General features: G+C 64.8%; 21 protein-coding genes and 1 tRNA gene. 6 read left to right on the top strand and 16 right to left on the bottom strand.

Features of this window, described 5'->3' with window-relative positions:
• Nucleotides 1-8: 8 nt before the first annotated feature.
• A complete protein-coding gene (locus tag MAB_RS07705) occupies nucleotides 9-794 on the top strand; it encodes a crotonase/enoyl-CoA hydratase family protein (RefSeq protein WP_005110142.1) in 786 nt (261 codons plus the stop codon).
• On the opposite strand, the gene MAB_RS07700 is transcribed toward MAB_RS07705, so the two are convergent.
• From MAB_RS07700 to MAB_RS07680, 5 genes are all read right to left on the bottom strand, one after another.
• Nucleotides 791-4,138, bottom strand: a complete 3,348-nt coding sequence (locus MAB_RS07700; RefSeq protein WP_005084705.1) for an ATP-binding protein — start codon at nucleotides 4,136-4,138, stop codon at nucleotides 791-793. The genes MAB_RS07705 and MAB_RS07700 overlap by 4 nt on opposite strands.
• The gene (locus tag MAB_RS07695; protein WP_005093056.1) at nucleotides 4,125-4,874 is read right to left on the bottom strand and encodes a DUF4194 domain-containing protein; all 750 of its coding nucleotides are present in this window, start codon (nucleotides 4,872-4,874) and stop codon (nucleotides 4,125-4,127) included. The genes MAB_RS07700 and MAB_RS07695 overlap by 14 nt, the downstream gene beginning before the upstream one ends.
• The gene (locus MAB_RS07690; RefSeq protein WP_005093055.1) at nucleotides 4,871-6,331 is read right to left on the bottom strand and encodes a DUF3375 domain-containing protein; all 1,461 of its coding nucleotides are present in this window, start codon (nucleotides 6,329-6,331) and stop codon (nucleotides 4,871-4,873) included. The genes MAB_RS07695 and MAB_RS07690 overlap by 4 nt, the downstream gene beginning before the upstream one ends.
• Nucleotides 6,332-6,480: 149 nt before the next feature.
• Complete coding sequence (locus tag MAB_RS07685) at nucleotides 6,481-8,277, bottom strand: fatty acyl-AMP ligase (protein ID WP_005114137.1); 1,797 nt, start codon at nucleotides 8,275-8,277, stop codon at nucleotides 6,481-6,483.
• Between the two features lie 167 nt (nucleotides 8,278-8,444).
• Nucleotides 8,445-8,528: transfer RNA gene (locus MAB_RS07680), tRNA-Leu, on the bottom strand.
• A gap of 123 nt (nucleotides 8,529-8,651) precedes the next feature.
• Between MAB_RS07680 and MAB_RS07675 the strand changes: the two genes are divergently transcribed.
• From MAB_RS07675 to MAB_RS07665, 3 genes are all read left to right on the top strand, one after another.
• The gene (locus tag MAB_RS07675) at nucleotides 8,652-9,020 is read left to right on the top strand and encodes a hypothetical protein (protein WP_017206813.1); all 369 of its coding nucleotides are present in this window, start codon (nucleotides 8,652-8,654) and stop codon (nucleotides 9,018-9,020) included.
• Entirely contained in the window at nucleotides 9,017-9,379 is a 363-nt protein-coding gene (locus MAB_RS07670; RefSeq protein ID WP_005084697.1) for a DUF3817 domain-containing protein, read from the top strand. Before MAB_RS07675 ends, MAB_RS07670 begins: the two co-directional genes overlap by 4 nt.
• 74 nt (nucleotides 9,380-9,453) lie before the next feature.
• The gene (locus MAB_RS07665; RefSeq protein WP_005110139.1) at nucleotides 9,454-10,389 is read left to right on the top strand and encodes an NADP-dependent oxidoreductase; all 936 of its coding nucleotides are present in this window, start codon (nucleotides 9,454-9,456) and stop codon (nucleotides 10,387-10,389) included.
• Nucleotides 10,390-10,471: 82 nt separating this feature from the next.
• On the opposite strand, the gene rdgB is transcribed toward MAB_RS07665, so the two are convergent.
• Genes rdgB through clpS form a run of 11 tightly spaced genes read right to left on the bottom strand, consistent with a single transcriptional unit; the run spans nucleotide 10,472 to nucleotide 17,879 of the window.
• Nucleotides 10,472-11,092, bottom strand: a complete 621-nt coding sequence (rdgB, locus tag MAB_RS07660; RefSeq protein ID WP_005066929.1) for an RdgB/HAM1 family non-canonical purine NTP pyrophosphatase — start codon at nucleotides 11,090-11,092, stop codon at nucleotides 10,472-10,474.
• A 13-nt stretch (nucleotides 11,093-11,105) separates the two neighbouring features.
• Nucleotides 11,106-11,882 carry a ribonuclease PH gene (gene rph, locus MAB_RS07655; protein WP_005059918.1) on the bottom strand — a complete coding sequence of 259 codons (777 nt, stop codon included), beginning with the start codon at nucleotides 11,880-11,882 and terminating at the stop codon, nucleotides 11,106-11,108.
• A gap of 49 nt (nucleotides 11,883-11,931) precedes the next feature.
• Entirely contained in the window at nucleotides 11,932-12,693 is a 762-nt protein-coding gene (locus MAB_RS07650; protein ID WP_005059917.1) for a cyclic nucleotide-degrading phosphodiesterase, read from the bottom strand.
• A gap of 53 nt (nucleotides 12,694-12,746) precedes the next feature.
• On the bottom strand, nucleotides 12,747-13,595 hold the full coding sequence (gene murI / locus MAB_RS07645) for a glutamate racemase (protein ID WP_005084691.1): 849 nt from the start codon (nucleotides 13,593-13,595) through the stop codon (nucleotides 12,747-12,749).
• Nucleotides 13,592-14,275 carry a rhomboid family intramembrane serine protease gene (locus MAB_RS07640; RefSeq protein ID WP_005084689.1) on the bottom strand — a complete coding sequence of 228 codons (684 nt, stop codon included), beginning with the start codon at nucleotides 14,273-14,275 and terminating at the stop codon, nucleotides 13,592-13,594. Before MAB_RS07640 ends, murI begins: the two co-directional genes overlap by 4 nt.
• A complete protein-coding gene (locus tag MAB_RS07635) occupies nucleotides 14,266-15,240 on the bottom strand; it encodes a cysteine synthase (RefSeq protein WP_005084687.1) in 975 nt (324 codons plus the stop codon). Before MAB_RS07635 ends, MAB_RS07640 begins: the two co-directional genes overlap by 10 nt.
• Nucleotides 15,241-15,246: 6 nt before the next feature.
• Nucleotides 15,247-15,519 (bottom strand): MoaD/ThiS family protein, encoded by a 273-nt coding sequence (locus MAB_RS07630; RefSeq protein ID WP_005059911.1) that lies wholly within the window; start codon nucleotides 15,517-15,519, stop codon nucleotides 15,247-15,249.
• Nucleotides 15,520-15,537: 18 nt separating this feature from the next.
• Entirely contained in the window at nucleotides 15,538-15,951 is a 414-nt protein-coding gene (locus MAB_RS07625; RefSeq protein ID WP_005084685.1) for a M67 family metallopeptidase, read from the bottom strand.
• 37 nt (nucleotides 15,952-15,988) lie between these two features.
• Complete coding sequence (locus MAB_RS07620) at nucleotides 15,989-16,981, bottom strand: P1 family peptidase (RefSeq protein ID WP_005084683.1); 993 nt, start codon at nucleotides 16,979-16,981, stop codon at nucleotides 15,989-15,991.
• Nucleotides 16,978-17,565 (bottom strand): oxidative stress transcriptional regulator AosR, encoded by a 588-nt coding sequence (gene aosR / locus MAB_RS07615; protein ID WP_005059906.1) that lies wholly within the window; start codon nucleotides 17,563-17,565, stop codon nucleotides 16,978-16,980. Before aosR ends, MAB_RS07620 begins: the two co-directional genes overlap by 4 nt.
• A gap of 11 nt (nucleotides 17,566-17,576) precedes the next feature.
• Complete coding sequence (gene clpS / locus MAB_RS07610) at nucleotides 17,577-17,879, bottom strand: ATP-dependent Clp protease adapter ClpS (RefSeq protein ID WP_005059905.1); 303 nt, start codon at nucleotides 17,877-17,879, stop codon at nucleotides 17,577-17,579.
• A 117-nt stretch (nucleotides 17,880-17,996) separates the two neighbouring features.
• Between clpS and MAB_RS07605 the strand changes: the two genes are divergently transcribed.
• Nucleotides 17,997-19,301, top strand: a complete 1,305-nt coding sequence (locus MAB_RS07605) for a nicotinate phosphoribosyltransferase (protein WP_005093052.1) — start codon at nucleotides 17,997-17,999, stop codon at nucleotides 19,299-19,301.
• A gap of 17 nt (nucleotides 19,302-19,318) precedes the next feature.
• The gene (locus MAB_RS07600) at nucleotides 19,319-19,912 is read left to right on the top strand and encodes a TetR/AcrR family transcriptional regulator (RefSeq protein WP_005110138.1); all 594 of its coding nucleotides are present in this window, start codon (nucleotides 19,319-19,321) and stop codon (nucleotides 19,910-19,912) included.
• Nucleotides 19,913-19,917: the final 5 nt, after the last annotated feature.

Raw genomic sequence — 19,917 nt, 5'->3', positions numbered from 1 at the left:
AGAAGTCAATGTCCGACTACGAAACCCTGCGCATTCGCCGCGATGGATATGTCCTGGTCATCGGTCTGAACCGGCCCGCCAAGCGCAATGCCTTCGACAAGACCATGCTCGAAGAACTGGCGCTGGCGCTCGGCGAGTACGAGACCGACACCGACCTGCGTGCCGCGGTGCTGTACGGCGAGGGCCCGTTGTTCACCGCCGGCCTTGACCTGGCCAGCGTGGCCGCCGAGATTCAAGGCGGCGCATCGCTGACGCCCGAGGGCGGAATCAACCCGTGGCAGGTCGACGGAAGGCAGCTTTCCAAGCCGCTGCTCGTCGCCGTACACGGCAAGGTGCTCACACTGGGCATCGAACTGGCACTGGCCGCAGATATCGTGATCGCCGATGAGACCGCGACATTCGCTCAGCTCGAAGTCAACCGTGGCATCTACCCGTTCGGCGGCGCCACCATTCGCTTCCCCCGCACAGCCGGTTGGGGCAACGCGATGCGGTGGATGCTGACCGCAGACACCTTCGACGCGGTCGAGGCTCATCGGATCGGCATCGTGCAGGAGATTGTGCCGGTCGGCGAGCACGTCGACACGGCGATTGCCATCGCCCAGACGATCGCGCGTCAGGCACCGCTGGGCGTGCAGGCGACCCTACGCAATGCCAGATTGGCTGTGCGCGAGGGCGATGCGGCTGCCGAGGAGCAGCTGGTGCCCACCGTGCGTGAACTGTTCACCAGTGAGGACGCCACGCTGGGCGTGCAGGCATTTCTGTCTCGCACCACCGCCGAGTTCGTGGGCCGCTAGCGGGCGCTCACGGCCTTGCGTACGTCACCGAGCTCACCGATCGGCACAGTGCGCGTCGAAGCAACCGGACGCACCCCCGGGCCGTCCGGCTTGGACACCATCACCACGCTGTCGATATAGGGCTGGATGGTGGTGGTGTTCTGCACGGTGGCCACGATCACCAGCTGGAATCCGAACTTACGGAACGCGGACAGCGCCTGCTGGGCGAACTGCGGATCCGATTTCGAGAACGCCTCGTCGAGCATAAGCTGCGCGAAGACCGGCCGGTTGTCCCCCGTCTCCGGGTTAGCCAGGTTGAAGCTCAGCGCGCCGGCGAGGCAGAACGCCATCAACTTCTCTTGTTCTCCACCGGAATTCGCACCCGCGTTGCTGTAGGTACGGATCGGTTCGCCGGTCCTGGCATCGCGCTCCTCGCAGTACAACACGAAGCGGTTACGCACATCCAACGCGTCGCGCGTCCACTGGCGCGCCTCAGGTGTCTCAGCGGCCAACAGGTTACGCAGTTGCAGGATGTCCTGGTACTGATCGTGGATGGCCTTCTCGTCCCCCATCGAAACGGCGACGGCACGCCCGGATATCCGCCGGGCACGCTCGTTGAGCTCGCCGACCGCTTCGAGCGCCTTCGGCTCGGCACGTAGGGTCAGCCGGGTACCCCGGTTGAACTCGACCGAACCCAAACCGCTATTGACACGGTCGATCTGGTCGGTGATGCGGTGTGCCTCCTCCTCGGCGAGCTGGTGCAGCCGCAACACGGCAGTGGGCGCCTGCTCGGTGATCAGCCGCAGCATCCGTTCGTAGGCAGCGGGCAGGTCGCGTTCATCGATCCGGCGGCAGAGCGCGACATAGTCGTGGATCTTCTCGTCGAAGTTCTCACTGTCGTTGGGGATAGAGTCGGGGAAGTCCCGGTCGTACGCGTTGAGAATCCGGTTCAGCTCGTTACGTGAGCGGGTGACGCTCTCACGCAGCACCGACTGATCCTTCTCGATCTGCCGCCACAGCTCCAGTCGGTAGGCATCGGGTTCCAACACATCCAGGCTGGACGAGAGTTGGGGCACGTAGGCCTCGATTCCCGATCGGGTGTGCCCGCCCACCTCACGCGGGCTCAGGTTGTCCAGCAGATCCAGCAGCCGGGTCCGGCGCGAATCATGCTCGGATTCTTGCTTGCGCAATGCTCCGATGCGTTCGGAGAGCCTCTTGATCTCGTCGAGGTAGGAGTCGGCCTGCTGCTGCAATCCGGTCAGGTCGGGGTTGGCTTCCAGCATCGCGTCGTACTGGTCCTGCAGACGCGCCACGGCAGCTTCGGCCGAGTCCGTATCAATCTGGCTCCAATACTCGTACTGGCTGTGCAGCTTGGACCACCGCACCACCTCCGAACGCAGCTCTTCGCGCTTGGTGTCCATTTCGCCGATGAACTTTTCGGCATCACTCACCGCCTGCTGCGCTTCGACCACATCGTCGGAAAGCGCGGCGCGCTTGTCACCGGCGTTGCCCTGATAGATGTACTGGGAGGCCCGCAATTCACGCCGATCGTCCTTGACCGCGCGCCGGTCACCGTCCTTGCGGAGTCCCTGATCTGTGACCGCCCGGCGGTGCTTGCTGAATTCGTCGGGGCTGTCGACCAACACGTAGTCGCCGACACCGGCCACCAGATTCATGGCGGCACTGGCGCATTCGTGGTTGGGGTTGGTCAGGCGCAAACAGTCGGCGAGCGTGCCCGGCTCGGCGCGCCGCGGGGTACCGGAGGGAATCACCCGCTCCATCTGCAGGTAGCCACGCATCGGGTTCTCGTTGACGTAACGCAGCACCTGACGGTGGTGCTGATCGGGCACCAGCAGGCAGAGCCCGGTGGAGCGCAACACCTTCTCCACAGATTTGCGCCACCGTTCCTGCCCTGGGCGCAAATCCATCAGTTCGCACACGTAGGGCAGGTCCTTGGCGGTAAGCCCAAGCGCCGCCGCGATCTCCCCGCGCATGCGGTCCTCATCCGGTGGCACCGGGGTACCCAGGTGCTCGACCCGCTTGAATTCGGCGGATGCGGCACGCAGCTGGTCACGTGCCGTCGAGAGCGCACCCGCGGCCATGACATATGCATCGTGGCCGGCTTCGAGCTCAGCGTTGATCCGGGTGACTGCCCGCAGGCTCTCCACCCGCATGGCCTCGAATTCCTCGGCAGATTCGATATCGTCTTCATGACCCAGGTCCCACAATGCACTGTCGTAGGCCGTACGCCGGCGCGACACCTCTTCTGCGCGGGCACGAGCATGAGCCAGCTCGCTTTTGAGTGGTGCCAGATTGCTGTCGGCAGCGGCGATCCGGCCGAGCAATTTGTCCCGCTCTCCCGTGAGAATGTCCTGGCGCGACTGGATTTCGTCACACTCACCGCCCAGCCGGGTGATCTCGGTATCCAGCAGATCGATCTCCGGGCCCGCCAGCGCCAGGCGCTGCTGATCCACGTAGTCGCGCACGGTGTGATGGTCCACGACGTCCACGGTGGCCAACTGCGCCGCATCGCTGGCGTACGTCTGTTGGATCTGTTCGATATCGCCCAGCGTCTGCCGCTGGCGCTGCGCGATCGCCAAGGCGGCACGGGCGTCGACCAATGGTGTGATCTGCCCTAGCGCTTCGGATATCGCTGCCATCGACTCCGGTTCATCGAGCATGTACTCGCGTACGAACTGCTCCAGGCCGCCGACACTCTTGAGCGACTTGGCCTTGCCCAGCAGCTGCTGCGCGGCAGAGGAACCCTGAATACCGACGGCGGCGTATAGCTGTTCCAGGTACCAGCGTTCGCTCTTGTGGCCGCGCCAACCCGCGCCCTCGAATACCGAGCCGGCGTATCCCTTGCTGGCCCATGCATTGCAGAGATCGCGGATGTCGGCGTCCGCGTCGATCAGGTAGTAGCGGCTGGACGAGTCCGAGTCCGAGCCCGGGGCAAGCCACTTGAGTACCAGGCCGGTGATCACCCGACCGTCGGTGCCGGAGTAGGTGACGGCGATAGCCGACCAGGCCCCACCCTTGCCGCGCAGGAACATCTGCTTGGGGCGCTCCCCCGGGTTTTTCAGCTCTCCCCACAAGCCCCGCACATACTTGTCGACGGTACGCTTGCCCATGCTGGAACCTGCGGCGGTGGTGTCGCTCGAAGCGTTGAAGTTACGGCGGTTCGAAGACAAGAATGCCAGCGAGATCGCATCCAGTAGAGATGATTTACCGCTACCGGAGGAGCCGGTGATCAGCGTACCGCGACGGCTGAACTCGATGCTGTGATAGCCGTCGAAGACGCCCCAGTTGATGACCTGCAGCCGGGACAACCAGAACTGTTGTGTCGCTGCATCACTCGTCGTCATCGGTCTCGCCATCTTCTTCGTCGGTGGGGTCTGCGCCGTCGGCGTCTTCGGGGGCGGCACCGCCGCGCTGCAACTGCTCGTACTGACGCTGCAGTGCCTCGATCATCTGCGCCGACATCAGCGCGTTGATGACTGGGCTGATGGTGTAGCTGTGCTCGTCATCGCGGGTGCGCTGCAGAATCTCAGCCTTGGACAGCCGCTTGATCGCCTCGTCAACGCGATCACGCAGCATCGCCTCGTCGCGGTCGATGTCGTGGGAGACGTTGGCGAAAAGTTCGTGAATATCGTCGCGGCTGACCAATACATGTTCGTCGTGCGCGGTCCTGGCGATCTTGGCCAGGTGCAGTGCCACGATCGACGCGTAGGTGCCCAACGGTTCCCGGCGCAACACCCTGGCGCCGTACACGCTGGGGTTCTCCAACGGAGCTGGTTCGGCGTAGGCAACCTCGAGATCGTCGAACACCCGCAGCCGCAGGTCCAATTCGGACAGGCGCGCGGCCAGCACCTTGCGATGCTCGATCATCGACGCCCACAGTTCGGGCTGACCGTCCTTACTCAGGTAGCGCCGGGCCACCAAGTTCTGCAGCGCCCAGCAGGCCTTGTCCGGAAGCTCACTGGTGTCGCCGTCGAATCGCGGCCCCTTGGCCATTCGCGGTGCCGAGGCATCGGGTTCGACACCCGGCAGGTCGTCAAAATTGATGTTCCCCAGGGCGGTCCCTGAAGCCTGTGTCGTCACAGTGTCGATCCCTCCTCTTCGAGGGTGGCCAGCACCGGTTCACGGAACATCAACTGAGGTACCTCCATCACCCGGTCCTGTCCGTCGAGGGACCGGAACTTCACCTTTACCGATTCGCGGTCGGCAGTGTTGTCCTGCTTGAGGGCCAGCGACCACAACACGATCACATCACCTAGGTAGGGGGCCTCGACATGAGAGATCATGTCGGGCAAGGAAACTGGGCCACTGGCAATAGCACTGTTGACCGTATCGGCCAATGCGGCCATATCCACCTGGGTGGCCAGCGCCGAGAACCCGCTCAAATCCAGCGGCCCCGACGGGGCGTCCTGTGCGAGCACCGGCGGCGCGGTGTCCTTGATGGTGAAAGACAGCGCGCCGATCGCCGCTGCGGCGGAACGCCCGATCGGTAGCTCGGCGTCGATCGGAGAGTCCGCCGTCGACATCTTGAGTAGAGCGTGCCCGGCCGCCAGCGCGTCATTGAGCTGTCGCGCACGGCCACGAGCCTGCTCCGTGGTGCCGGCGGCGAAGAACCGCCGGATGCGCTGTGCGCAGCGCTGTTCGATGCGGGAGACCTCCGCGATCTGCTGAGACACGAGCTTGAAGAAGTTCCTCATGACCTCACGCAGCCCGGGGTCGAGATCAGGCAAACCCTCTGCGACACAGGCAATATCACTCCGTAGCGCGGCTCGCTGATCCGGATCTTGGATGGTCCGCGTGAAGGCCGAATAAGAGGCACGCTCGCGGGAATCGAAGAGGGCGTCGTAGTCCGCGAACATTCTGCGGGCGCGGTCGCGGAAGCCGGAGTCGGAGTCCTCGGCGGCGTCGATGAGTCCGGCGGTGATCTCGTTCTGCATGCTGCCGTAGCGGACGATGTCGGTGATCACTTGTTCCATCTGGTATGCGATGGCCCGGGTCTCGTCCTCAAGATCGACGATATCCGGTTCCGGACGATATCCGTCGTCGATGGCATGCAGCTGGGTCTGCAGTTCTGCGATCTGGGCTTCGATGTCGGCGCGCAGGCGTGACGGGTCGCCGTCCAGCTGGGTGGCCACCCGTTTGAGGCCTGCCGCGATACCGGCAATGGACCCGCCCGTGGCCACCGTGTCAGCACGGCGCAGGCGGCGCACAAAGGCCAGCGCGCTGCGCGCGTCCTCGGTCAGCGAGCAGACGTTCTCGGCATCGGGGCCGGTGCCGTCCGACGCTCGGTGCAGCCACCCGTCGCTCGCCCAGCTCTTGATGAGGGCCAGCCCGGACTGTTCTCCCAGCCCGACGGCGCTCAGGTCCCGGTCCAGCTTGGCCACCAGCTGAGGTTCGGAGACTTTGGCGCTGCGGTCCAGGTGGCGTTCCATGAGCGTGATGTAGGGGGCCAGATTCTTGGCGGCCAACAGGCGGACCGCACGGGATTTCTGCACGTCATCGTTGTGCGCGAACAGCTCTTCGACTGTCAGATCATTCATCGCACACCTCCATCACATTGCTAGCGGCTTGTCCCCCGGGCCGCGCAGCCGTCGTAGCCACTGGCCCGGAAAACCTACCGGGCCGACGGGAGTGTGGCGAATGGGCTCGCTGACGTGGGACAAATGAGGCAAATGAGTTAGCTGGGATCTCAGTGGACGCCCAGCGTGCCCTCCAGGTAGTGGCGGCGACAGGCCCGCCGTGCCAGCTTTCCACTGGTAGTGCGCGGGATCGCCCCCGCCGACAGAAGCAGCACGTCGGCGGGCTTCAACCCATATTCCGCATCGACCGCGGCGCTGATCGCATCGATGGCCTCCTGCGGGTCGGCCTTGGCCGTGCGTGAGGCGCGCTCGGCGACGATGACCAGTCCGCCCCCGGGCACCGTGAACGCGGTCACATAACCGCGCCGCACGATAGGCGAGGCGGCTGCCACGCTGGCCTCGATGTCCTGCGGATAGTGGCTGCTGCCGTCGACCTCGATGTGGTCGGCGAGGCGGCCGGTGACGTACAACTCACCGTCGAGATAGAAGCCCATGTCGCCCGTGCGCAGCCAGTCGCCCTCGATATCGGCCTCGCCCGCATGGCCTTTCGGTTGTCTTGCGCCAAGCCGTGCATGAAAGACCTTCTCGGTGTCCTCCGGGCGACCCCAGTATCCGCGCCCAATATTGTTGCCTTGCAACCATATTTCGCCGACGTGACCGTCTGGGAGCTCATCGGTGCCGACGGGATCGACGATCACCCCGTGCAGACTGCGTGCCAGCTGACCGCAGGAAACGTGGACGCTGACATGGGGCGTATCCGGATCTGTCGGCACCGCGCGACCTCGGGCGAGCTGGGTGCGATCGAGATATGCCACGGAAGGCTCGGCGTCCGGGGCGATGTTGGCGATGAACAGTGTCGCCTCGGCGATACCGTAGGACGGCTTGAACGCTGTCGACGGTAAACCGAAGGGGGCAAAAGCCTTTTCGAAGTTACGGATGGCGTCGATGCTGACCGGCTCGGAGCCGATGATCATCACGGCCTTGCCCAGGTCGATACCCGCACCGTCCTTCGGGACCCCGCGTTGCGCGGTGTACTCGTAGGCGAAGTTGGGTGCCGCGGTGATCACCCGACCTTCTGTGCAGCCGTCGGAGAGTGCCTTGATCCAGCGCTGCGGGCGGCGGATGAAAGCGGTGGGTGACATCAAGGTGGAGTGCCCGCCGTAGACGGTTGGGAAGCCGATCATCGACAGACCCATATCGTGGTAAAGCGGTAACCAGCTGCAGCCGTGCGTGTTTCGATCCAGCAGATTGATCGACAGAATCATCTGGGTCAGATTGACGCCGACCGCCCGGTGGGTGATTTCCACGCCCACTGGGGGCCGGGTGGCACCGGAAGTGTATTGCAGATGTGAGACGTCGTCATCGACAAGGTGCACGTACTCGAAGCCCTCCCCTGCTTCGTCGGGGATCTCGTCGATGGCGAGCACGAGTGGCGCCTCCGGCCGCCCATCGAGAAACTCTTCGACAGTGTCGCGCACGGCGGCCGTCGTCAGGACCACGGTGGGCGTGCAGTCCCTCAGCGCGATATCCAGCCGCTCGGCGTGACCCGGTAGCTCGGGAGCGAACAGCGGCACCGCGATGGCGCCGGCCTTGATCGCCGAGAAGAAGCCGACGATGTAGTCGAGCCCCTGCGGCGCCAAAATGGCCACCCGCTCGCCACGCGTGACGTGGCGTTGCAGCTGCGCGGCGACGGCGCTCAGACGGATGCCGAGCTGCGACCAGGTGAGTTCAATGGCATGCCCGTCCTCCGAAGCGGTGAAGTCCAGATAGCGGTAGGCGACCATGTCCCCGACGTTCCTGATGTTCCGGTCGATCAGGGATATCAGCGTGGTTCCGGGCGGTAGCTCGATATTCCCGTCGGCATTCAGGCAATCGTCGATGTCAAGCAAACCGTCACTGCGCACCACGTTTTCAAGTCTAGGCGCGGCGGCGACGGGCGCCGAGATCGCCGAGATCTACGTTTCGCAGAGGCTCACTCGCACGTTGTCGGCAGAACGTCGATTTCGACAAAAGTAAGGCCTCGAGGGGCCGCGCTGACGCCGGTCGGCAAGACGGCATGAACATCCTGCTGTTGTGCGGGCGGAGGGACTCGAACCCCCACGTTCTTTCGAACACGGGGACCTAAACCCCGCGCGCCTACCAATTTCGCCACGCCCGCAGGGCTTCGATGTTACCTGGTGAGTGTCAGACTCCTCACCACACGCCGTGACGAGTTCCTCGAGCCATAGCGCTGACCAGGGGCGTTGGCATCGGTACCGGCTTCGCACGGTACCGTCAGAAGATGTCCACTACACGGCGTCGGAGACCGGCACTCATCGTGCTGGTCGGCGTCAGTGTGGTCGCGTTCTTGGGATTGGCCTATTGGCAGTTCCAGCGCTTCGAGTCCGTGACCGGCGACGGCCAGAACCTCGGCTACGCCCTGCAGTGGCCGCTGTTCGCGGCCTTCGTGATCTGGGCCTATCGCCGCTTCGTCCAGTACGAGGACGAGGGTCCGCCCCCGCCGCCTACCGATCGGGTCACCGAGATCCCCGAAGGTCTGCTGCCCGAGCGGCCGGCCGCCGCGAAACCGGACCCAGCAGATCGCACGCTCACCGAATACAACGCATATCTGGCCGCCCTCGCCGAAGAAGATAGGAAGCCTGCCCCGTGACCGAGAACGAAACCACACCCGATTCGACGGTAGTAGTCACCACCCCGGTGGCGAAGATCCGCAGCGCGCTGTGGCGATACCGCATCCTGGCGTGGACCACCGGTGTGTGGCTGATCGCTCTCTGCTGGGAGATGTGGCTCAAATATGTTGAGCAGGTACCGCATCCGCCGAGCTGGATCGGGATCGTGCACGGATGGATCTACTTCGTGTACCTGATCTTCACCACCGACCTGGCCGTGAAGGTCCGCTGGCCCTGGCCCCGCACCATCGGCACCCTACTTGCGGGCACCATCCCGCTGCTCGGCTTCATCGTCGAGCACTATCGCACCAAGCAGGTCAAGGAACAGTTCGGTATCTAGGACTTGCACGCACGAGCAGAAGAAAATCCCTCATGTCAGGAATATTGACATGAGCACGGGCATTGCGTACGTGTATGAACATGACGCAAGCGATTGTCGCGACATCATATGGCGGTGCAGATGTCCTGGAGTTTCGAGATATCACGACCCCCGGCCCGGGCCCGGGACAGGTGCTCATCAACGTCAAGGCCGCGGGCGTTAATCCCATCGATTGGAAGCTGTACTCGGGTGCCTTCGGCACTGACCCCGACAAGCTCCCGATGCGTCTCGGACTCGAGATTTCGGGAACCATCGCCGCCGTCGGCGCGGGCGTTGACGGCTTGGTGCCCGGAGACGACGTCATCGCCGCAGGCCAGATCGGTGGCTATGCCACCCGAGTCATCGCCGCCGCGGATCAGGTATTCAAGAAGCCCGCGAGCCTGTCCTTCAATGAGGCGGCCGGGTTCCTACTCACCGGGCAGACCGCTGTCCACCTCCTGGAAGCCACCAACGTCACCGAGGGCGATACCGTCCTCATCCACGGCGCCGCAGGCGGCGTGGGGCTGCTCGCCACCCAGCTGGCGAAGGCCCGCGGTGCCACGGTGGTCGCCACCGCCAGTGCGGCACGCCACGATCAGTTGCGCGGGTACGGCGCCCTTCCCGTCGAATACGGTCCCGGACTGCAAGAGCGTGTCAGCGCGATCGGGCCTGTGGACGCCGCACTCGATCTCGTCGGCACCGACGAGGCCGCCGATGTCTCGTTGGCCCTCGTCGCAGACAAGGGGCGCATCGCCACCATCGCCGGATTCGGCCGTGCCGCAAGCGATGGCTTCAAGGCACTCGGCGGCGGACCCGGCGCAGACCCCGGCACCGAAATCCGGCTTGCCGCGCGTCCCGAGCTGATCCGGCTGGCGGGCAACGGCGAGCTGAAGGTCACCGTCGACCGGACCTATCCGCTCAGCGACGCTCGCCAAGCCCACGAATACGGGCAGACCGGCCACGCCCGCGGAAAGATCATCCTGTTGCCTTAGCCAACCCCGTGGAGCAGACACTTAGTGCACCAAAACCCCTGCTAGGGGCCGCACTAAGTGTCTGATCGGGGGTACCGATGAACTAGGGCGCGGTGCGGCCCAGATTCACCAGGTTGCGCAGCATCGGCAGCAGTGCCGCCAGCGCCCGCCCTCGATGCGACACCGCGTCCTTCTCTTCCGGCGTCAACTCGGCAGCGGTTCGCAGGCCACCGCGCGGCACGAAGATCGGGTCGTAGCCAAAGCCGTTCTGCCCCGCAGGTATCCGCGCGATAGACCCTTTCCAGCGTCCCTCGACGACGACCTCTTCGCCCTCGGGCGTCACCAGCGCGCACGCGGACACGAAGGCCGCGCCACGACGCTCGTCGGGGATATCGGACAGCTGTGCGAGCAGTAGCGCGGTGTTGGCGGCGTCATCGCCGTGTCGTCCACTCCAACGAGCCGACAGCACCCCCGGCATCCAGTTCAGCGCATCCACGGCGAGTCCGGAATCGTCGGCCACACATGCTAATCCGGTGTGCTTGACGCCCTCCCGCGCCTTGATCAGTGCGTTGTCCTCGAAACTCGCCCCCGTTTCGGGCACTTCCTCGTATTCGGGCACATCGGTCAAGGACACCAGCTCGACGCCGGAGACGCCCGACGACTCGAGCACTCGCGACAGCTCCGCGAGCTTCTTCGGATTACGGCTTGCAACAAGTATTTTCATGGAACCCGGCCTACTACGAACCGAATGCCTTCTTCTGCGGCGCGTCGGGCAGTACCCCGGGGTACGGCAACGCGAGCGCTTCTTTCTGCAGCACGAACAGCTGGTCGGCGGCGCCCACCGCGGCATCGAGCAGCTTGTCCAGGGTTGACCGCGCAAAGGTCGCGCCCTCACCGGTGCCTTGCACCTCCACCAGGGTGCCGGTATCGGTGGCGACCACGTTCATATCCACCTCGGCACGCGAATCCTCTTCATATGGAAGGTCGACGCGCACCCGGCCATCCACCACGCCGACGCTCACGGCGGCAATCGCACACGAGAGCGGTTCGTCATCTGCCAGCTTGCCGTGCGCGGCCAGGTAGGTCACCGCATCGGCCAGGGCCACATAGGCCCCGGTGATCGCGGCCGTGCGCGTGCCACCGTCGGCCTGCAACACATCACAGTCGATGGCAATGGTGTTCTCCCCCAACGCCGACAAATCGATACAGGCCCGCAGCGAGCGCCCGATCAGACGGCTGATCTCCTGGGTGCGGCCGCCGACACGCCCCTTGACCGATTCCCGATCGCTACGGGTGTGCGTGGAAGCCGGCAGCATCGCGTATTCGGCTGTCAGCCAACCAAGTCCAGAACCCTTGCGCCAGCGTGGCACCCCCTCGGTGGCGCTGGCAGTGCACATCACCCGCGTTTGACCGAACTCGATCAGTACCGAACCCGCTGGATGCGAAGTGAATCCCCGTGTGATGGTCACGGGGCGCAATTCGTCGTCTTGTCTGCCGTCTTCTCGTCTGGACACGCCTTCGACCTTATCGTCTCCGCGACGGTGCCGAGCGTGAGTGACGGAGCTACAGGTCGATGTTCTCCCCGGCGACCACGGCATGTACCGGTCCGTCGAAGGCCGACTTGGCCTCTGCGATGACATCCTCACGCGAGGTCCATGGCGGGATGTGGGTCAGCAACAGTTCCTTCACGCCTGCCCGGGTGGCGATCTGTCCCGCCTCGGTTCCCGACAGGTGCAGGTCCGGCGGGCGGTGCCCCGGCATGTGCGTCCATGACGCCTCACACAGGAACACATCGGCACCGCGTGCCAGATCGACCACGGCGTCGCAGATGCCGGTATCGCCGCTGTAGGCCAGAACGGTGCCCGACGAATCCTCGATGCGCAGACCGTATGACTCGGGCGGATGCGCCACCCGAGTCGGTGTGACGGTCAACGACCCGAACTGGACGGGCTCGCCATCGGCCCACGGGAAGACGTCGAAAATGTCGGTGAAATCGTCAACCTCACCCCCGATCTCGGCGGAGGCAGCGCCTACCCGGACCAGTGTGTCGGCGGGCCCATACATGATGGCCTTGCCCTTGGGTGGATTCGGGTGATACCGGCGCCACACGAACAGGCCGGGCAGGTCCAGGCAGTGATCGGCATGCAGGTGCGACAGCAGGACCGAGACCGATCCCGGGTCGGCAAAACGTTGCAGAGAGCCCAAGACACCGCCACCGAAGTCGATGACCAACGGTGGCGCATCCGGTGCCGTCAGGAGGTAACCAGACGCCGGTGAATCCGGTCCGGTGACACTGCCCGAGCAGCCGAGCACGGTGACTCGCACAGCCCTAGCTTGCCACGCCTGGCAAGCGTCTCTGCACAGGGGCGCAGGGGTGTCTAACTGGAACGGGTAATTTCGGTGTAACCGGGAACACTGCTAGCCCGAGTTTGCACTGCTGTCACAGCCGGGCCGAGGAATCGGGCGGCCAGCGCGCGGAACGCTTCCGGATCGCCGGTTGCCTCGAAGACGCGGTTCGGAGACGCGGTGCCGGGGCGCTCGGGGTGCGGCCGCAGCAGATCTTTCTCCGACAGCACCCGCAGCAGGTCCTTAGCGGTTTCCTCCGCACTGGACACGAGCGTGACGTCCTCGCCCATGGCCAGCTGGATCAACCCGGACAACAACGGATAATGGGTACAACCCAACACCACGGTGTCCACCTGGGCTCGTTGCAGTGGCTCCAGATAGCCCTCAGCGAGCTGAAGTACCTGCCGCCCACTGGTAATGCCGCGCTCGACAAAATCGACGAATCGCGGACATGCCACCGCCGTGATTTCGGTGTCGCGCGCGGCGGCGAATGCGTCCTGGTACGCACCCGAGGCGATGGTCGCCTCGGTGCCGATGACACCGATCTTGTTGTTGTGCGTGGTGTGTACGGCTCGTCGCACGGCGGGCAGCACCACCTCGATGACGGGCACCGGCGCATACCGTTCGCGGGCATCGCGCAGGCACGCCGCCGATGCCGTATTGCAGGCGATCACCAGGGCCTTCACCCCACGGCCTACCAGATCGTCCCCGATGGTCAGTGCGTGCGTGCGGATCTCCGGAATGGTCAGCGGACCGTACGGCCCATTGCCGGTATCGCCGACATACAGGATGTCCTCGTCGGGCAGCTGATCGATGATGGCGCGTGCCACCGTCAAGCCACCGACGCCGGAATCGAAAATTCCGATGGGTGCGTCGCTCATGGCGTGAGCCTCGGCGGCACCCCTGGCCCACGTGCGGCCTGTACCTTACGTTCCCTGCCGGATAGCCAGTAGGCCGCCAGCACGCCGGCCACGGCGCCACTGAGGTGTCCCTGCCAGGACACCCCGAACTGTCCGGGCAGCACGCCCCACAGCACGCCGCCGTAGAGGACGAGGACGACGGCACCGATGAGGATCTGCCCCACACTGCGATTGAAGAACCCTCTGACGATCACGTAGGTGAGCCAGCCGAAGATGAGGCCCGAGGCCCCGATGTGGTTCGTCTCGTATGGCAATCCGATATTGCCGATCAGCCAGGTCCCGACCCCGCCGAGCAGCCAAATGATGGCAGTGGCCAACAGAAAGCGGCCCACCCCGGCGGCAGCAGCCAAGAAGCCCAACACCAAGGCGGGCACCGTGTTGGCCACCAGATGCCCCCAGTTGGCGTGCAGCAGCGGTGCGAAGAGAATGCCGTCAAGACCATCGGTCTCCAGGGGCCGGATGCCGTTCTCGTCGAGGCGGTGACCGGTGACCGAGTCGATGCCCTCGACGACATAGAGGAGAGCAACGAACGAGGCCACCAAGACCCCGCCGGTGACCCATTGCGGACGGCCCGACCGCTCACGACGGGAGGAAGGAGAACCTGGATAGTCAGGTCCACCGCCATATCCCGTCACGCCCACAGCTGCCCTTCCAGTGCATCCTCTGCGTCGTCCACGGTACCGGCGTAGGCACCGGTCGACAGATACTTCCAGCCCGCATCGGCCACCACGAACGCGATGTCCGCGCGCTCCCCGGCTTTGACCGCCTTGGCGGCCATGCCGAGCGCCGCATGCAGAATCGCGCCGGTTGAGATGCCCGCGAAGATGCCCTCCACCTGGACCAGTTCGCGCGTGCGGCGCACCGCGTCGAAGGACCCGACGGAGAAGCGCGTGGTGAGCACCTCGGGGTCGTACAGCTCGGGTACGAATCCCTCATCGATGTTGCGCAGTGCGTAAACACCCTCGCCGTATCGCGGTTCGGCGGCGACGATCTGGACTCCTGGCACGTTCTCGCGCAGGTATCTTCCGGTGCCCATCAGGGTTCCGGTGGTGCCCAATCCGGCGACGAAGTGGGTGATCTCCGGCAGATCGGCCAGAATCTCCGGACCGGTGCCACGATAGTGCGCATCGGCGTTGGCCGGATTGCCGTACTGGTACAGCATCACCCACGAAGGATTTTGCGCGGCAAGTTCTTTCGCTGTCGCGACGGCGGTGTTGGAGCCGCCCTCGGCCGGGGAGAAAATGATTTGGGCCCCGTAGAGTTCGAGGAGCTGGCGCCGTTCGATGGAGGTGTTCTCGGGCATCACGCAGATCATCTTGTAACCCTTGAGCTGCGCGGCCATCGCCATCGAAATGCCGGTATTCCCACTGGTGGGCTCCAGAATCGTGGCTCCCCGCTCCAGCAATCCGTCCTGTTCGGCCTGCTCGATCATGCGCAACGCGGGCCTGTCCTTGATGGATCCGGTCGGATTGCGGTCTTCCAGCTTGGCCCACAACCGCACGTGCGGAGAACCGTCACCACCTGAATCCCACCGTGGGGACAGCCTCTGCAATCCGACCAGTGGCGTGTTCCCAAGCGCCTGCAGCAGCGAGTCGTATCGCGTCATGCGCTGCTAGCCACCGGCCACGGCGGGCAGGATGGTGACCGAATCGCCATCGGCGATCTCGGTGTCCAGCCCACCCGAGAACCGCACGTCCTCGTCGTTGACGTAGATGTTGACGAAGCGGTGCAGCTTACCGTCATCAACGAGTCGCTCGGAAATCCCCGAATAGTTGGACTCCAAGTCGGCGATCACCGCCTGCAGGGTGGAACCCGTTGCGGTCACGCGCTTCTCACCGCCGGTGTGGACCCGCAGGATGGTGGGAATCGATACTTGAATCGACATTGTGGACAATCCTTTTCTCTAGTACTGCTCGACGATGGTGATGTCCTCTTCGGTGACCACTCCGTCGATGATCCGATAGCTGCGCAGTTCATGCCGCTCGGGATCGCGGGTGGACACCAAGACGTAATGGGCATCGGGCTCGGCAGCCAAGCTGATATCGGTGCGGCTGGGGTACGCTTCGGTGGCGGTGTGGGAGTGATAGATAACCACCGGCACCTCGTCGGCGTCGTCCATCTCACGCCAAACCCGGAGCTGCTCACCGGAATCAAAGCGATAAAAAGTCGGCGATCGCTCAGCGTTGATCATGGCGACATGCCGCTCGGCGCGATCGGAGCCTTCCGGGCCCGCCAGTACCCCGCATGCCTCGTCCGGGTGGTCGGCGCGGGCATGCTTGACCATGGCATCGACCAGGTCGGCACGAATACGAAGCACTAACGGTCCTTCCTGCCTTCTGGGGCCACTGGGGCCATTACGAAAACGCTCCTGGCAACACGTCACGATATGCGGGTATTCCGGCCACGCTCGCGGCGCCCACCACCGCGCGCACCACGGCTCGCTCGACACAGTCGGCGGCGGCGATACCCACCGCGGCGGTGAGCGGATCGGCATCGCCCTCGCCCGTTCCCGTCGCCAGCACGTATAACGTGTCCCCGTCCATCGGGGTATGCGCGGGTCTGATGGCCCGGGCCAGCCCGTCATGGGCCGCGATCGCGACACGGCGGCACTGAGCCTTGCTCAGGGCGGCGTTCGTTGCCACCACCCCGATCGTCGTGTTCAAGGACACCGACTTATCGGGCAGGTCCCGCAACTTCTCGATCTCGGCAGCCGGCGGCGCGCTCAGCTCAGGCAGGATATCGGCGGTCCAGGGCCGCCCAGTGGCCGGATTAATCACCAGCCCAACAGGATTCGCAACAACAAGGGCACCGACGACAATTCCGTCGCCCACATTCACGCTGGCCGAACCGACGCCACCCTTGAGCGTTCCGGCCCTGGCGCCAGCACCGGCACCCACCGCACCCCATTCGGGCGCATCGTCGGCGAGTTCTGCCGCTCGGTAACCGAATTCAGTGTCCGGCCGGTTCTTCCAGGCGCCCACCGGCAGATCGAAGATGACCGCAGCCGGGACGATGGGCACGGTGCCTCCGGACAGCGGCACTCCCCGACCGCGCTCCTCGAGCCAACGCATCACCCCGTCGGCAGCGGCCAGCCCGTAGGCACTGCCCCCGGTGAGCACGACGGCGTCGACGGTCGCGACCGTATTGGCGGGGTCGAGCAGATCCGACTCACGCGTGCCCGGCGCCCCACCACGCACGTCGACAGCGCCCGTGGTCCCCGGCGGCGCCAACACCACGGTGGTGCCGGTGGCCCAGCCTGCTCCGAGGCTCGCATCGGCGTCCACCCGCTGGTGATGACCCACGAGTATTCCCGGAACATCGGTGATCGCCCCAGAGAACAGGCTCATACCGCCGATTTACCCATCAACGCGAGCACCAGCAGCTCCTGCATCACGGTCAGCCAATGGTAGATGTCCATATGTCCGGCCATGGGGTCGTCGACGGCCAGCTCCTGAGGCCCTTCGCTATCGATCCCCAGCATGGCGCCCAGCGCCAACCGCACATCATTGAGCGCGGTCAACCATGCCTGCGCGTCCGTTTCGGACAGTTCGAATCGCCCGCCGTCCGCGGGAAGCGTCCGCAACAACCGTTGCCCGGCCTCGCGTTTGGCGTCGATGATCTCCGGCTCGTACAGGCTGCGTAGGGCGCTGTTGAGTCCGCTGACCGCTTCGATGCTGCTGGTGCCGTCCTGGTCCGGCCGGTGAAAGTCCGGTAGCAGCCGCCCCAGGGTGACATCGGTGGGGGCCTCGGTGTTTCCGGTGCGGATACCCGTCAGCTGGGCCAGTTCATCACTGGGTGCCGACGATTCGCGCTCGTCCAGCATCGCAAGCATGGATGTCACCATGGATTGCACCAGAGCCGCCTCGTGCGGCTCCATCTCCGAACGCAACCGAATTCCATCGGAGGCGTTGACGCGCTTCCACTTTCGCACGGATCAGTGACTCATCGATCCTGCTGCAGGGTGGCCCACAGGCCCGCGGCGTGCAACTTGCTGACGTCGATCTCCATCGACTCGCGAGCACCGCAGGACACCACGGCCTTGCCCTCATGATGGACCTGCAACATCAGGTTGGTGGCCTCGGTCTCGCTGTAGCCGAATAGCTGCTGGAACACGTAGGCGACATAGTTCATCAGGTTCACCGGATCGTCCCAGACAATGGTGACCCACGGCGACTGAGTCTCGTCGACATGTTCGACAGACCTCTCCGCTGTAGTCCCTGGCAAGGCTCGCGCCGGCGCACCCATGGCCCCAGAATACCGGGACTGCCGAGTCTGTCAGCACGAAGTTCGGAGTTTCCCGCGACCACGCGACGCCGTCGAGCACCCGCTCACACCGCCTGATCTCCCGCTAACGTGGCGCACATGACGCACCCTTGCACGTCATTGCTCACCGACAAATACGAGCTCACCATGCTTGCCGCGGCACTCCGCGACGGCACCGCGGGGCGTCGCGCCACCTTCGAGGTATTCGCCAGAAGGCTCCCCGACGGCCGCCGATACGGGGTGGTGGCCGGTACGGGCCGGTTGCTGGAGGCACTCGCCGAATTTCGCTTCGGACCTGCTGAATTAGAATCGGTGTCTACTTTTCTGGACGAAGATTCTCTCGAATACCTGGCCGCCTACAGATTCGGCGGCGATATCGACGGCTACCCCGAGGGCGAGCTCTACTTCCCCGGGTCCCCCGTACTCACCCTGCGTGGCTCCTTCGCCGAATGCGTCATCCTGGAGACCCTGATCCTGTCGATCCTGAATCACGACAGCGCCGTCGCCTCCGCCGCCGCCCGCATGGTGTCGGCGGCCGGAGACCGACCGCTCATAGAGATGGGATCGCGCCGCACTCACGAACTCGCGGCGGTGGCCTGCGCCCGTGCGGCTTATCTCGCGGGCTTCGAATCGACATCCAATCTGGAGGCACAACGCCGCTACGGTGTGCCTGCCCGGGGGACCGCTGCGCACGCCTTCACGCTGCTGCACGCCAAGGACGGCATGAGCCCCGGCGAGGCCGAACGCGAGGCGTTCCGGGCACAGGTAGAGGCGCTAGGCGTCGGCACCACCCTGCTGGTCGATACCTACGACATCACCGCCGGAGTGGAGAACGCCATCGCCGTCGCAGGCACCGCGCTCGGCGCGGTACGCATCGATTCCGGAGATCTGGGCATGCTGGCGAGGCAGGTCCGGGCGCAACTGGACGCGTTAGGCGCGCACCGAACCCGCATCGTGGTGTCCGGGGACCTCGACGAATACTCCATCGCGGCGCTGCGCGCCGAGCCCGTCGACATCTACGGAGTGGGCACCTCGGTGGTGACCGGCTCGGGAATACCGACCGCGGGTATGGTCTACAAGCTCGTCGAAATCGATGGCATTCCCGTGGCTAAACGCAGCAGCCACAAGGAATCTCACGGTGGCCATAAGTGCGCCCTGCGCATCGCCAAACCAACGGGGACCATCACCGAGGAAGTCGTGTACCGCGCCGACGCCGGTCAACCGACAGTGCCCGAGCCACACCGGATACTGACCACCGCACTGGTGCGCGGGGGCAAGCCTGTGGCATACCACTCGCTCACCGAAGCCCGGAACCGCGTGCACGCCGGGCTGCTGAGCCTGCCGTGGGAAGGGCTGGGCCTTTCCCACGGGGACCCTGCGATTGCCACCCGCCTGGTGGGATAATTCGGGCCGGAGGTCATATGGCAGCCAGAAGGCAATGGGCGGGAACCACTCCCGAGGAGCGTCGAGCGACGCGTCGACGGGCATTGCTCGACGCGGGTATCGCCGCCCTCGGCGCCATCGATGGCCCGGCACTGACGATCCGCACCGTGTGCCGATCCTCCGGTGTGTCCGAACGCAATTTCTACGAGGAGTTCGGCGACCGGGACGACTTCGTGCGTGCCGTGTACCAGGACGTGCTCGAATCGGTGATGCGCGTCGTCACCGAATTCGCGGCCGAAGGCGACGATTTGGAGACCCGCGCGGTCGAGACCTTCATCGGGGCAACCGTCGATAACCCCGTCTACGGACGGGTCCTGATGGTGGCCCCGTTCACCGAACCCACCCTGGGCAGCGCCGGGTTCGCGGGCTCCCTCGCCTTCGCCTCACTGGCCGAGAAGGCACTCATCGATATCGATGACCCCGGACGCCGCCGGTTCCTGTCGGTGTCGCTCGTGGGCGCTGCCTCGGGCGCCATCATCGATTATCTACGGGGCGATCTGGCTATCAGCCGCGACGAACTGATCGACTACATATCGCGCATGGGCCGTCAGGTGTCGGCAATCTTCAACTGAGCGCC

The sequence above is a fragment of the Mycobacteroides abscessus ATCC 19977 genome (assembly GCF_000069185.1).
Taxonomy (GTDB): domain Bacteria; phylum Actinomycetota; class Actinomycetes; order Mycobacteriales; family Mycobacteriaceae; genus Mycobacterium; species Mycobacterium abscessus.
The sequence above is the reverse complement of the archived record's forward strand: the minus strand, read 5'-3'. Positions and strand labels throughout refer to the sequence as shown.

What these genes read in the sequence shown, in the direction of transcription:
- MAB_RS07705 (WP_005110142.1), top strand. Translation starts at nt 9, where the DNA reads ATGTCCGACTACGAAACCCTGCGCATTCGCCGCGATGGATATGTCCTG.
- MAB_RS07700 (WP_005084705.1), bottom strand. Translation starts at nt 4,138, where the DNA reads ATGACGACGAGTGATGCAGCGACACAACAGTTCTGGTTGTCCCGGCTG.
- MAB_RS07690 (WP_005093055.1), bottom strand. Translation starts at nt 6,331, where the DNA reads ATGAATGATCTGACAGTCGAAGAGCTGTTCGCGCACAACGATGACGTG.
- MAB_RS07675 (WP_017206813.1), top strand. Translation starts at nt 8,652, where the DNA reads ATGTCCACTACACGGCGTCGGAGACCGGCACTCATCGTGCTGGTCGGC.
- MAB_RS07665 (WP_005110139.1), top strand. Translation starts at nt 9,454, where the DNA reads ATGAACATGACGCAAGCGATTGTCGCGACATCATATGGCGGTGCAGAT.
- rdgB (WP_005066929.1), bottom strand. Translation starts at nt 11,092, where the DNA reads ATGAAAATACTTGTTGCAAGCCGTAATCCGAAGAAGCTCGCGGAGCTG.
- murI (WP_005084691.1), bottom strand. Translation starts at nt 13,595, where the DNA reads ATGAGCGACGCACCCATCGGAATTTTCGATTCCGGCGTCGGTGGCTTG.
- MAB_RS07635 (WP_005084687.1), bottom strand. Translation starts at nt 15,240, where the DNA reads ATGACGCGATACGACTCGCTGCTGCAGGCGCTTGGGAACACGCCACTG.
- MAB_RS07630 (WP_005059911.1), bottom strand. Translation starts at nt 15,519, where the DNA reads ATGTCGATTCAAGTATCGATTCCCACCATCCTGCGGGTCCACACCGGC.
- MAB_RS07620 (WP_005084683.1), bottom strand. Translation starts at nt 16,981, where the DNA reads ATGAGCCTGTTCTCTGGGGCGATCACCGATGTTCCGGGAATACTCGTG.
- clpS (WP_005059905.1), bottom strand. Translation starts at nt 17,879, where the DNA reads ATGGGTGCGCCGGCGCGAGCCTTGCCAGGGACTACAGCGGAGAGGTCT.
- MAB_RS07605 (WP_005093052.1), top strand. Translation starts at nt 17,997, where the DNA reads ATGACGCACCCTTGCACGTCATTGCTCACCGACAAATACGAGCTCACC.
- MAB_RS07600 (WP_005110138.1), top strand. Translation starts at nt 19,319, where the DNA reads ATGGCAGCCAGAAGGCAATGGGCGGGAACCACTCCCGAGGAGCGTCGA.